This is a genomic window from Shinella sumterensis, assembly GCF_004514425.2.
Lineage (GTDB): Bacteria > Pseudomonadota > Alphaproteobacteria > Rhizobiales > Rhizobiaceae > Shinella > Shinella sumterensis.
In genome coordinates this window covers 47,248-60,493 of sequence record NZ_MYFN02000009.1, presented here as the reverse complement: position 1 = coordinate 60,493, position 13,246 = coordinate 47,248, and the positions used below count along the sequence as shown (strand labels likewise).

The following is a 13,246-nucleotide window of genomic DNA, read 5'->3' as shown; positions in this document are numbered from 1 at the left end:
CGCAGGCGTTGAATACAGAGCTTGAATGTCAGAAAAAGATGCACTATTTTCTGACATATGAAAAGCACTACGACATCAGTCCCGGATCAGATCATGAAACGCGTCCGCGCTGGCGGGCGTGGCGGCGTTTTCACGCCGAGCGATTTCCTGGGCATTGCTGGACGCGCCGCGGTCGATCAGGCGCTGTCGCGACTGGTCAAGGGTGGCAAGCTACGGCGCCTCGCGCGAGGCCTTTATGATTTCCCGAAGGTCCATCCGCAGCTTGGGCTGCTTTCGCCAGTTCCGGACGATATCGCCCAGGCGCTCGCACGGGAAACCGGTTCTCAGTTGCAGATTGCAGGCGCGCGCGCGGCGAGCGCACTCGGGCTCACTACGCAGGTGCCGGCGAAGACGACCTATCTTACCGACGGTCCCTCTCGCCGGGTCGTCCTGGGCAAGCGCGTCGTCGATCTGCGACATGCCTCGCCCAAGCACTTGATCGCTCCTGGCAGTGCGGCTGGCACGGTCGTGCAAGCGCTTCGCCATGTGGGAGCGATGCGTGCCGGCGACGTTGCGCAGGTCGCAGTGCGCCGCCTGTCAGTCAACGACAAGAAGATGCTTGCGTCCTCCGCGGTTCAGGCACCAGCCTGGATGAGGCCGACACTCGTATCGATCGCCAACGCGTCGGGTGAGATCGATGGATAGGGTGGCTCTTCTTCCGGCTGATGATCGTGCTGCCCTGTTTGGTGAAACGGGCGCCCTTCGAGGGGTTGCCAACACCATCATCGAAAAGGACTTCTGGGTCTGCTGGACTTTGAAGCGTCTTTTCCGCTTGCAGAAACAAGATGCAGCCACCCTCGTTTTCAAGGGTGGCACATCCCTTTCCAAGGCATTCGGCGCCATCCGCCGCTTTTCCGAGGATATCGACCTTTCGTTCGATCGCGCGGAGCTCGGCTACACCGGCGACCGTGATCCGGAAAAGCAAGGCATCAGCAAGAAGCAAGTGAACAAACTGATCGAAGCCTTGGTGAGTGACGTCGAGCGGCATATTGCCGAGAAACTTCTTCCGGCGCTCAGGTCCGCGATCGTCGAGCAATTGGGCGAGCCGAGCGAAGGCCAGTGGTCGCTGGAAATAGATGCCAACGACGCGCAGACAGTGAACTTCCACTATCCGCCTGCGCTCTCCAACTCTGAATATGAAGGCATGGCCTACATCACGCCGCGGGTGAAGCTTGAGCTCGGTGCGCGCGGCGATCCATGGCCGACTGAGCAGAAGATTATTCATCCTTACGCGGCGGAGGATTTTCCGGATTTCTTCAAAGATCCGGAATGCACCGTGACTGTCCTCTCCGCGCAACGGACCTTCTGGGAAAAGGCGACTGCGCTGCACGCCGAGGCGCACCGTCCCGCCGAGACCGCAACGCCGCAGTATTTCTCCCGCCACTATTATGATCTCGCAATGCTCCTCGACACCGAGGAAGGAAAAGCCGCGGCCGGCGATTTCGACCTTCTCGTAACAGTGGCAAAGCACAAGGCGACCTTCTTCCGGTCCAGTTGGGCCCGCTACGATACAGCGAGGCCTGGTACTTTGAGACTGATGCCGGCGGAGTCCCGCATCAAAGATTTGCGCGCTGACTATCGTGCCATGGCGCCCATGATGTTTGATGAAAAGCCGCTGTCTTTCGACGACATTCTTGCCAAAATCAAAAAACTCCAAGAAACAATTAACAGCTGATCTAACGCTGCATTCCGGGGGGAGCCTATTAGTTCGATACGGTCGATCGATCTGCGCCTGGTGGATGATCTCGTTGACTTTGTCCGGGGGCAGGGCTTCGTGCTGGACTTTTCTGACAAAAGCTTTTCCGAGTTCTTCGCCTCAGAGCTCAAGGTCAACATCGATGACCCCAAGTATGCCGCGAACGGAGGGTCGAAAGGAAAACGCCTCCGCTACTTCCTGCAGCACTGCGATGACGCCACCGCTGTTCGTACCCTTGCGGCCCTTTGGGAGCATCGTTCAGAATATCTCGCGCGCACCGCCGGCAAAGACCCGGTCGTCAATGCTGAAACCCGCTACCTGGGTATGATCAATCGACTTTCGGGTAATCACGCTCCGCCACCAGCTGCGCCGAGTGCTGCGGCCACCGCCATCGACCGGAACAAGATTGCCAAGGCCAAGTCGGATCTCCTGCAGATTACGGCGCTCGCCCCACAGGCGCGGGGCTATGCCTTCGAGGGTTTCCTCAAGGATCTGTTCAACGCTTTCGGATTAGCCGCCCAGGAACCTTTTCGCCTGCGTGGCGAGCAGATCGACGGCAGCTTCCAGCTCGGCAATGAAATCTATCTCGTCGAAGCCAAATGGCAGGGTCAACCCATTGGCGTCGCCGAGCTGCACACCTTTCACGGCAAGATCGAGCAGAAGGCGGCGTGGACCCGCGGCCTCTTCATCAGCAATAGCAGCTTCACCGACGACGGTCTTATTGCCTTCGGACGAGGCAAGCGCGTCATCTGCATGGATGGTCTCGACCTTTATGAGATGTTGGATCGCGAGCTGCCGCTCACCAAGGTTCTTGAGCGTAAAGTTCGCCGTGCCGCAGAGACCGGCTCGCCGTTCGTCCGCGTTCGTGACCTCTTTGCACGTTGATCGGGGGAGGAGGCGCAAATGGTGCAGTTCAACGATTGGTGCGATTCTGCCGATGGCGAGGTTGGCGCGCACTTTCGCAGGGTGATAACCGGAAGAGCAGCTGACCTTGCCACTGGGATACAAACGACAGCGGCAGTCGTTCCCGGCCATTACGCTTCCGAAGAACACGTCGCCCGAGCCCTCCGCCGACTTGGAAAGCCTGCTGCTGCGGCTTTGATCGAGGGCAAGCTTCCGACGACCAAGGCCATTCGCTCGGGCGATCTCGGTGAAATATACGCAACCGAGTGGATCGACGCCCATAGCGGCGGCTATCATGCGCCGATCAAAAGATTGCGTTGGAAAGATCATCGTAACATGGCAATGCGTGGTGAGGATGTCATCGCGCTACTGCTGGAGGGGGACACACAGCGGTTGCGGTTCCTGAAAACCGAGGCCAAGAGCCGGGCAACCCTCACCGCGCAGGTGGTCGCGCAAGCGCGCGAGAATCTGAACAAGGATGGAGGGCTACCTTCGGGCCACGCTCTCTCGTTCATTTCAGCCCGTCTCCTCGAACTCGGCAATGAGTCCCTGGCCGATGCGATCGACGACGCGCTTCTGAAACACGGAATTCCGCCGGCCAGCGTCAAGCACCTTCTTTTCACCTTCTCCGGAAACTCGCCGGAGGCAATGCTGACCGCCTCACTGCAAGCCTATCCCGGTGAGTTTCACCAATGGGGGGTCGGACTTCGCGTCGACGGCCATGCCGCCTTTATCGGCGCCGTCTATGATCAGGTGATCGTCAATGCCAACAACGCCTGAAGCGATTATCGCCGACATTAATGAAGCTGCGACCGCAGGATTTCGTGGTCGCCTGATCGCCCGCGGCCAGGCGAGAGCAATCATCTGGCGCGATGGTGTGTTGCCTCCCGATGCACCGGCCTTCGCTCCCCAACTGAGTTATGATCTTCATTCCTATGGTTACGCACTTCTCGGCCTCGGTCTTCGCCTGCGTGAAATGGGCGGGGATGCCGCACAAGCGCGCATCGCCTTCGAACAGGCGGCGACGGCCCTTGAGGCGGTAATAGCAAAGGGGAATCCCGACGAGATCGATCGCGACTTCCATTTTGTCATGGCGGCGGCGAGCTACCATCTCGCGCACCTTTCCGCCCGCGCCTATTCCCTGCTCGCGATTGTCGAAGCGGGCGACAATTTTTCGTTGATCGAACGCGTGCTCGCGCAGTTGATGCGAAGGGACTTGAGCGCTCTTCGGACCGCCATCTTCGACTACAAGGGTTCCGGCGAGGGCAGCGATGCCCGTATTGCCGCCGTGATCCAGGCTGGACTCGATCAGGCCGAGGCCGCAGCGGACCTGGCGGACGGCGGCAACGAGTTCATCTTCGATGGACTCGATACCGCACTGATAGACGGTTTCCTTGCGGCGATGTCCCTGTTCCTCCTCGCACTGGAACGGGGCGAACGGCCATTGCTCGATCAGGCGCTGGAACGGCTCCGGATGAGCCTCTCTATCTGCAGCGAACTGAATCTGCTACCGCAATGGTGGGCGCATCGCATCGCGATCCATCTCCTGTCGGACCTGTGGTCGAGCACGTTTCATGAGCGAGTGCCACTGCAGCCGGCGGGGGGTGAAGCAGCCGACTGGCCGCGTCTTCGAGAGCTGTTCATCGCGTTACTTCAACGGCGCCACAAATCGGAAATCGACCTCTGGCCGTCGCAGATCGAAGCCGCGGTGCGTGCCGTCGACCAGTCGGACGATCTGGTGGTTTCGCTACCTACAAGTGCCGGCAAGACGCGCGTCGCCGAGCTGTGCATCCTGCGATGCCTTGCCGGCGGCAAGCGCGTGGTCTTTGTCACGCCCTTGCGCGCCCTGTCAGCTCAGACGGAAACGACCCTGCAGAGAAGTTTCGGCCCGCTCGGCAAAACGATTTCTGCGCTTTACGGCAGCATCGGGGTGAGCGGGTTCGATGAGGACGCAATCCGGGAGCGGGACATCGTGGTGGCAACACCCGAGAAGCTTGATTTCGCGCTACGCAACGATCCGTCCCTACTCGATGACGTCGGTCTGCTCGTTTTCGATGAAGGGCACATGATCGGTCTCAACGAGCGCGAGGTTCGCTATGAAGTCCAGATCCAGCGGCTCTTACGACGTCCCGACGCACACCAGCGTCGGATTGTGTGCCTGTCAGCTATTCTACCTGATGGGGATCAGCTCGACGACTTCGCAGCCTGGCTTCGACGTGATCACCCCGGCGGACTGATTAAAAATGACTGGCGTCCGACCCGATTGCGGTTTGGCGAAGTGGTATGGACCTCGCCCAATGCCCGATTGAACCTGCGCGTCGGTGACGAGCGCCCATGGGTGGCACGCTTCCTCACAGGTTCCGAGCCCCCGAGGTGGGTTCCACCAAAACGTCGCCGAACCCGTCTTTTCCCTGACAACCAACGCGAGCTCTGCCTGGCGACTGCGTGGCGGCTGGCGGACGATGGACAGACTGTCTTGATCTTCTGCCCGGAGCGGCGAAGTGTTGAGCCATTCGCAGATGTGATCGTCGATCTTCATGAGCGCGGAGCGTTGCGTTCCCTGCTTGAAGCCGATCCAGCGGTGCTCAACACTGCGATTGCGCTCGGAGAGGAGTGGCTGGGCTCGAACAGCGCGATCCTCAAGTGCCTTCGCCTGGGCGTCGCGCTGCATCACGGCGCCCTGCCGACAGCCTACCGCAAAGAGGTGGAACGGCTGCTTCGAGACAATGTGCTCAAGGTGACCATCTCCTCGCCGACCTTGGCGCAGGGGCTCAACCTGTCAGCAACCGCGGTCGTGATGCACTCGCTTCACCGCAGCGGGGAAATGATTGAGATTTCCGAATTCAAAAACGTCATCGGTCGCGCCGGTCGGGCCTATGTCGATGTCGAAGGCATTGTGCTCTTCCCCATGTTCGACGACATCGTGAAGAAGCGGCGCAACTGGGAGAAGCTCATCAACGATCTCGGTGCCCGAAACATGGAAAGCGGTCTCGCCCTTTTGGTTTGGACGCTTTTGTCGCGTATGCACGCGCGCATCGGCGGTGACCTAAATCAACTCGTGGACTATGTCGTCAACAATGCGGCAGCCTGGACTTTTCCGGAAATCGCCAATGAGAAACCGGAGGATCGGGAACGTGCGCTTGCGGACTGGGAGCGGCATGTCGCCACCCTCGACACGGCAATCCTGAGCCTGATCGGCGAAAATGACGTTCCTGATGAGGGCATCGAAGCGGCGTTGGACAACATCCTCCAGTCGTCCCTCTGGCATCGGCGTCTCCTGCGGCAGAATGGACAGGTCCAGCAGGTTCTGAAAGCGGGCCTCCTGTCCAGAAGCCGACTTGTTTGGAGCCAATCGACGGCGGCGCGCCGGCGCGGTTATTTCCTTGCAGGCGTTGGATTGACGACCGGGCATGCTTTGGATGCGATTGCGCCAGAGGCCAATCTTCTCCTGATCCAGGCGAATGGTGGGATTCTCGAAGGTGACGCGGAGGCCGCAATCGCAGCGATCACGGCACTTGCCGAGCTGGTTTTCGCATTCTTCCCTTTCACGCCCGACCCCATGCCCGTAAACTGGCGAGACATCCTGCGGGCATGGCTTTTGGGTCAGCCGCTCGCCGGCGTGGCGGCGGGTCAGGAATCGGAAACCTTGCAGTTCATAGAAGGCGGTCTGGTCTATCGCCTTCCATGGGCTATGGAGGCGATCCGCGTCCGTGCGGCCGCGAACGGTGATACGGTCGGCGTCTTTGATGCTCTTCTCGAAGACCATGAGTTGGGTCTCGCTGTTCCCGCTGTCGAAACCGGCACGCTAAATCGCTCTGCATCTATCCTCATCCAAGCCGGCTTCAATTCAAGGCTTGCCGCCATCAAGGCGGTCATCGACACGGGCGCCGCCTTTCACACCGGCCAGCAGCTTCGGCAATGGCTCAGTTCGGAAGTCGTCTCGGCTTGGAGTGCGCAGCCCGACTGGCCGACGCCAGAGACCAAGGCAATGTGGACGGAGTTCGTGCAGAGTTTTACGCCGCCTGAAAACCGCACCTGGGCTGATCGAAGATATTGGGCAAACGTCGCATGGCTCGGCGCGCCGCCAGCACCGGGCACCCCCGTGCAGGTTCACCATTGGGGAGGTCAGCCTCGGGTGTTCGCCGCCGACGGCGCAGTGCTCGGCAATTTGCAGGCGGCGCTTAACCCGGGGAGAGCGGGCCTGTTGCGCGCTCAGGTAGCCCAAGACGTCGGTCGGATCGACATCACCTATCTGGGACCAGCTGATCTGTCGGGCGCGTGAGGCGCTGTTGGATGGCGATATCTCATTTCACGCAAAGCGCTGATCGCGCCTTCTTGGTCAGATGACTCGAATCACCTACGTTTGACGCATGGCTTTTCCGGCCATGCCGTCCACATTGGCGAAGCCTCAGGGCAGGAACGACTGAATCAACCCGCAGGAACCTTTTTCCAAGGTGCTCGGGCCAAGTGGACACGCCATAGATAGCACCGCTGGAGTGGTTCCATGCGACTTCCGTTTCCCGATGTCGATCGGCCAAAACAGGCCGCCAAATATCTTGTTCGTGCCGCGACCAATCTGAAGCTCTCAGATGTGCATGAAGCGCTCGCGCGCGTGCTGGGCTACCGCGATTGGCACGATCTTTCCGGCAGTTGCCATCATCATCGACCAACACAGCCCGGCGACCCGTGTCTCGACGATGCGCTGAATATCATTCTCTCGATAGCCGATGCTCTCGGTCTTCCTTATGCCGAGGTACAGCACGCCGTGTCCAAGGCACGTCTTTTGCGTGAAACACCCTGGTCGCTTGACGAGCAGATGACGTTGCGGGCCTCGATCTGGCGGCGACGGCTTTTTGGTCGCGCGGCGCCGGGGAAGCCGGGGACTGTCGTGAAAGACAAGGCCTATGGTTCCAACACGCCGGCGTATCTTCGCCGCGCTGGCCGACCGACTTATCTGCTTTTCGACTCGGGTCTTGGCGAACGTGCGGACTTCGAGGTCGTGACGCCGCGCTCCGCCCTTTCTGATTTCGTCCCGTCCCGCCTCTGGCTCCCCTATGGAGTCTGGAGACTGAAAGACGGGTCGGAAGTCATTTTCTCCCGTGACTATTTTCCGATGTGGGGAATTTCCGAGGATCGTGTTCAGCGGCTCGCCCCTTGGCTTTGGATAAAAGGCATCATCGACCAAAGCCACTTTCGGAAGGAGGGAGGTGGCGGCTGGACGAGCAGTTCGGCCCGAGAGATGGCGATTGACCGCTTGGCTGCTCACCGCATCGTTGAGCTTCCCAAGCTGACCGATGTCATGCCGCATCTTTTTGAAGCCGATGTCGACTCGATGGAAGATGGTGTCAGAAGGCTTTATGCCGCGGGACGTCGGGACACCGCCTATCCATCCTATGCCGAGTTGAACAAGCGCGTTCTTGGCTAAGGCTTCGGGCCACGATGTTTAGAAGAATACCAGCTTCAAGTGGATTGAAGACGCAACCACCAGACGAATCTGCTATGTCAAAAGCAAATAGGCGGGCTGGAGCGGCATGACGATGGTGAGCGATATTTGCTGCGGCTCTTCAGGAAGACCGGCACGCCGCTGGATGGCGACCTGAAGGCGATTATCAGTCGAGGATTGCGGCGAATTCGACGTGTTCTCTCCTCACGGCGGGCGCGTGAAGTCCTGGTCGAAGTGCTCGATGTCGTTGAGGACGGGCAGGAAATCGCGATCGTCATGGCTGATCCCGGCAACCCGATCTCAGGGTCGTCCCATAGACGGAGAGCACGACAGGACCGCTTTCTGGCGAGTACCAGCCGGAATGTTTTCTGGCGCAATATCGTGCGCATCGCGGAAGCGCTTACCCTGTGCCACGATGCGGGTATCGTGCATGGCGGTGTGAGCACCCATACGATCTTCTCGCATTCAGACGATAGCGACGACTATCGTCTCGGGGGATTTGAAGCATGCGTCCACATTGCTGACAGCGATCTTGGAGCCTCCGGACATCTTCTGCGCGCGTCTGGCGCGATTTCATTTCGGCAGGATTGGATCGATCTTGCCGGAGTGGCCTCTGCCATCCTCGGCCTGGATGGAGATAATTCCCCTTCGCTGCTCTCGATCGAACGCCGAATGCTGGATCGTTTGGTGAACCCGCCGCAGTTTCAGCTCTTTGACGGCAGCATCGTGCTCGGCGAGTTGAGGGAAGTTGTCGCCGAACTCGACAGGGTCGGGTCAAGTTCAGATGGAGAACTCATCCTTTACCCCTCGCGCAACGCCCTCCAGAGCGATTTACCGGCTCTATCGTCCGGGACGATACCGGCGCATGACGGCGTTGCCCTAATGCAGTTCGTCGCGGAAGATCTGCTTTCCGCCGGGGTTCGTCTTGTCCCCGCCGGTCAAGATAGCCTGCGCATTCTCACTGATTTGGCGATCTACAACGTGAAGATCGTCCACGACGCGATTGGCATGATTGAGGCAGCGCATAAAAGGCGGCCGAACGACTGGATACAAGGCGCGGAGGATGTCGTTCACCGTTTGCATTTGGCGAGAAATCGCGCGAGTGCCGAAGAGCGCGTGCGCAACCTTGGTCCAGGCGCACGACGATGGCGAGATTTCGCGGAACGCGTCCGAGCAGCCGGGGCAGCGAGTGATGTTCCGATGTGGTTCGCTCTGATCCTGCTTGAGGCATTTACCCTGCTGAGGGAGCAGTTTCGTCTGTATCCCGTCGAAGTTCTTTCGTTGCCCGACAGCGAGCAGAACGTGGTGTGGCTCGCTCCTCGCGATGATTCGATACGGGACGGTCAGCGCGAAATAATGGGATTGCGCACTGCAGCGGAGGCAATGCGGCGCGAACTCAAATATGACGACGGAAAGGTGAATTGGACCGTATCGAGGTCAGCCAAACTCGCAACCGGCCGTGAGCGAGTGCCTGAACTGAGTTATGAGGGAAGCAATCTGGTCGATGGGAAACTGGCGTTCGCCTTTGCAACGAACCTGGCGGTTCCGGCAGGGCAGTCTCTTTATCTGCGGCCCCGCAAGGACACTGGAACCGAGCGCGCCATCAGGCGACGGCTGCAGAACATTGTCGCGGCCAGGGCCAACGTCGAGCTTCTCAGAGCTTTGGATGATCCGGCGCAGGTAGCGATGGACGACGTGCTGCGCGACATTGCTGTTCCGGGTTCACCGCCGGCAAATGCAGATATGGAGCCATCGAAGATCGAGGCGTGGAGGTCTATCGTCGCGGGAAGGTCGATCAATGTCGTCGTCGGTCCCCCTGGTGTGGGAAAGACCTTTATGATTTCACATCTCGTGAAAAGCATCCTCGATCAAACGCCCGATGCCCGCATTCTGGTGTCTGCCCAAAACCACGAGACTCTCGTCCATATGGAGGACGAGCTTCGCAAGTTCCTGCCGAAGCAATCGAACATTGTCGTTCGCGTCGAACGATCTCGTATCAGCGAAGAAGAGAGCACATTGCGACGGAACTCGGTCGCGTTGTTGCGCTCCGTGTCCAAACCCGACGCTGAGCGCGCGGCGGTCATGGCAAGCCAGCTCCATCAGATCACTCAGGCGCTGAATCCCGTCGACAGGTCGGAAAAATCGATTGCCGAACGTGCCTTGCGCGACACCGACAATCTGATGCTTCGCTCGTCCGACGTCACCTTGGCCACCACCTCATCCCACGTCCTTGAGGAAATGATTGCCGACGGCGAACAGTTCGACTGGGTCTTCATCGAAGAAGCCGCGCGCGCCAATGGTGCCGAGCTGATTGGCGCCCTTCTTCTCGGTAACCGCCGGGTTATGATCGGCGACCACAATCAATTGTCGCCTTTCGACGTGGTCGAGCGCCAAAAGTTCTACGACGACAAGCGGGCAAACGAACTGCTGAGGGATGCCAAAGAAAAGCTTTCCGCTATTCCCGATCTGCCTGGCGAAGTGGAAATCGCCCTCGACGCGCTGAAGGCGGATCAGTTCTTGCTCAGGGATGTTCTCGCCATCGCCGCTCGCCTCGAGGAGCCGTTCCGATCAATTGCTCAGCGAGAGGCAGTAAGAACCGCAGACACGAAACGTCCGAGCTCGATCGCAAACACGCTACGGGAACAGAGCCGGATGCACCCGGCAATCGGCGAGCTTGTCTCCGATACCTTTTATAAAGGAGAACTCGTTTCGTCGCAGCGCGTGAAACAGCGCAAGCCGGCAGTGGACACCGTCGAGGGATTCCCCACTTCGCCTATCGTGATCCTCGACATGCCTTCGCTGAGTGTCGTCAAACGCCGGGCGTTCGAGCAGAAGATCAAGCGCTCGTATCGCAACGAGTCCGAGGCAACGGCGATCGTGAGCGCCATGAAGAGGCTGCGACCAATCGTGCCGGCAGACGGGCATCGGCCAACGTTGGCGGTGCTGTCGCCCTATTCCGCCCAAGTGAGTCATTTCGAGCGCTTGCTCAAACCCGAGATCGACACGGCGGAGAAGACCCTGTTTGGCTTCGCCAGCCCGCGCGGAGACGGAAAGTTCATCTATACGAGCGACAGTTTCCAGGGGGGTGAGGCGGACGTGATCGTCGCCAGCCTTGTCCGGAACAATGTGCTTGTTGGCACGCGAGCCCTCGGGTTCATCAAGAATCCGCAGCGGCTAAACGTACTTCTCAGCCGAGCCAAGCATAAGCTGATAGTTGCCACCAGCCGGAGGTTTATCAGCAATACCGTAAACGGCATCGATCCCGACAGGCTGAACGACGAGCTCGGCTTCCTGCGAAGGATGCTCGATGAAATCGCGCGGCTTGCAGAGACGGAGTTTCCGGGGGGTGACATGGGCGCTTCCATCGTCACGGTCGATGAGAATGGGAAGCTCTCCCAATGAACAACATCTACATTCCCGCATGGCATTATCGGGCGCCGGGCATCGTTCAGCGCACGTGGGGCTGGAGCCCTATCGAGGAAATGGTTCTGCTGTCGCTTGATCGCGATCCGGGGACAATCGATGCCGTTACGGCACACCTGGGAATCCCGCGACAGGTTGTGAGTTCAACGGTTGCCCGTCTGATGCAGTTCGGCCTTGTTGAAGTCCGGCTTTCACCACAGCCGGTGCTCGCGACAAGCAGTGTCGGGCATGGCTTCATTCGCGCCGGACGCGCACTTCCAGAACGGACCGCGGACCGCGAAATCGGTATCAGTGTCGTCTATGAAAAGGTCGGGCAATCTGTCTTCAGGACACGAGACGTGGACATCATCCCGGTTTCGAAGCTCCCGGACAGCGGAGCCATTGTCGCTTTTCCCACGGGCGAGGCGCCGGAGACGGACTATTCCATGATGCAGCGTGTCAGCCAGTTCACGGCCGGTACACTTCGCCCAGGGGAGTGGCTTCGGGGTGTGGAGGCCAACAGTTCATTCCTGGAGCGAAAATTCCTCGTTCTCAATCTCGACGATGTGAAAGACGGGATTTTGCCACAGGGGGCGAGTAACCAGCTCGTGGAGGCGCTAAAGGCGACAATAAAGACCGGCATCTTGCCGACGACCGCCGCACCGGCAGTCAGCCAGCCAGTGGCGATCAACACGTCGTTTGCCGCCGACCAGCTTCTCGTTGGCTCTGAACAGCACTTGCAGCGCTTCGAGCAAATCGTCGGCGCCGCGAAGTCCAACATCTTTGTCCTTTCAACTTTTGTCGCGTCGCAGACAGATGAGAAGGGCAAAGAGAAGCGCGAGAGGATTTGGCAGGCCCTCGAGGATGCTTGCAGACGCGGCGTCAAATGCCACCTGTTCTTTGGAACGTCGCTTGACCGCGCCAAGCATGCGGCAGCCATGCAGGAACTCTACACCCGGCTATCGGCAGTTCGGCAAACGAGAGGCTACCTGCTGGTACAGAGAGACCCTGTCGGCAGCCATGCAAAGTTCCTCCTCGCCGACGATGGAGATGGTGGCGCAACTGCTGTGATGGGGTCCTGCAACTGGCTTTCGTCGCCGTTTTCAGCTGTCGAGGTTTCCGTAGAACTCACGGAAACCAACGCTGTCGCGACCGGGATGGATCTCCTCCGCGAGATCATTGCCAAACTCTCCGGCGCCAGTCGATCCGTGGAAACGCTGCTGTTTATGGCGTCGGAAATGCGGCGCCAGCGTAGCCGTCTTTCAGCGGCTTCAGAAATCTCGGCTCCGACCGCCCGGCTTACCATTCTTCGAGCCGACGATCACGAGCGCCTTCTGCGAGTTGCGGCGCACGATGCCCAGGAGCGTTTCATCTGCTGTACCAACAAGGTCGGAGCCAATATGGTCCCGGCCCTGTTCGACCCCGCAGAGGTCGCAGGACGGCGATTGAGTGACGTGCGCGTCTACTACTCGCGACGGTCCGGGCCGGTCAAACGCGGGCACGTCGCGGAGCACCGTGAACGTCTGAACGGGCTCGTCGAGCTGACTGGCGTACCGGAGCCGCAATTGCACGCCAAGTTCCTGGCGTGGGACAACGACCATATCGTCGTCAGCAGTTTGAACTGGGGCTCGCAATCCGGGTTGGAGGAGAACCCGCTGGACGAGATCGGTCTTTACCTGGAAGGCTCGGACCTGGCGACATCCTTGCTCGAGCAATTCGAGGCGGCGAATAGATGACCGGGGTCGTGTCTGAAAGGTTCGCGC

Annotated in this window: 8 protein-coding genes; all 8 read left to right on the top strand. The window is 59.5% G+C overall.

What is annotated here, in order from left to right; translation table 11 throughout:
• Positions 1 to 93 precede the first annotated feature (93 nt).
• The 8 genes from B5M41_RS16980 (at position 94) to B5M41_RS16945 (ending at position 13,219) form a co-directional block, all read left to right on the top strand.
• A complete protein-coding gene (locus B5M41_RS16980) occupies positions 94 to 684 on the top strand; it encodes a DUF6088 family protein (protein ID WP_134653209.1) in 591 nt (196 codons plus the stop codon).
• Positions 677 to 1,714, top strand: coding sequence for a nucleotidyl transferase AbiEii/AbiGii toxin family protein (locus tag B5M41_RS16975; protein ID WP_230640167.1), 1,038 nt, complete (start codon positions 677 to 679; stop codon positions 1,712 to 1,714). The genes B5M41_RS16980 and B5M41_RS16975 overlap by 8 nt, the downstream gene beginning before the upstream one ends.
• A 60-nt stretch (positions 1,715 to 1,774) precedes the next feature.
• Positions 1,775 to 2,620, top strand: coding sequence for a restriction endonuclease (locus tag B5M41_RS16970; RefSeq protein ID WP_230640164.1), 846 nt, complete (start codon positions 1,775 to 1,777; stop codon positions 2,618 to 2,620).
• 18 nt (positions 2,621 to 2,638) lie between these two features.
• Positions 2,639 to 3,418, top strand: a complete 780-nt coding sequence (locus B5M41_RS16965; protein ID WP_134653133.1) for a Hachiman antiphage defense system protein HamA — start codon at positions 2,639 to 2,641, stop codon at positions 3,416 to 3,418.
• Positions 3,402 to 6,920: a DEAD/DEAH box helicase gene (locus B5M41_RS16960; RefSeq protein ID WP_134653135.1), complete on the top strand. Its 3,519-nt coding sequence runs from the start codon at positions 3,402 to 3,404 to the stop codon at positions 6,918 to 6,920. Before B5M41_RS16965 ends, B5M41_RS16960 begins: the two co-directional genes overlap by 17 nt.
• Before the next feature lie 222 nt (positions 6,921 to 7,142).
• Positions 7,143 to 8,063 (top strand): hypothetical protein, encoded by a 921-nt coding sequence (locus B5M41_RS16955; protein ID WP_134653137.1) that lies wholly within the window; start codon positions 7,143 to 7,145, stop codon positions 8,061 to 8,063.
• A 129-nt stretch (positions 8,064 to 8,192) separates the two neighbouring features.
• Positions 8,193 to 11,483: a DEAD/DEAH box helicase gene (locus B5M41_RS16950; protein ID WP_230640205.1), complete on the top strand. Its 3,291-nt coding sequence runs from the start codon at positions 8,193 to 8,195 to the stop codon at positions 11,481 to 11,483.
• Positions 11,480 to 13,219: a phospholipase D-like domain-containing protein gene (locus B5M41_RS16945; RefSeq protein ID WP_230640163.1), complete on the top strand. Its 1,740-nt coding sequence runs from the start codon at positions 11,480 to 11,482 to the stop codon at positions 13,217 to 13,219. Before B5M41_RS16950 ends, B5M41_RS16945 begins: the two co-directional genes overlap by 4 nt.
• Positions 13,220 to 13,246 lie beyond the last annotated feature (27 nt).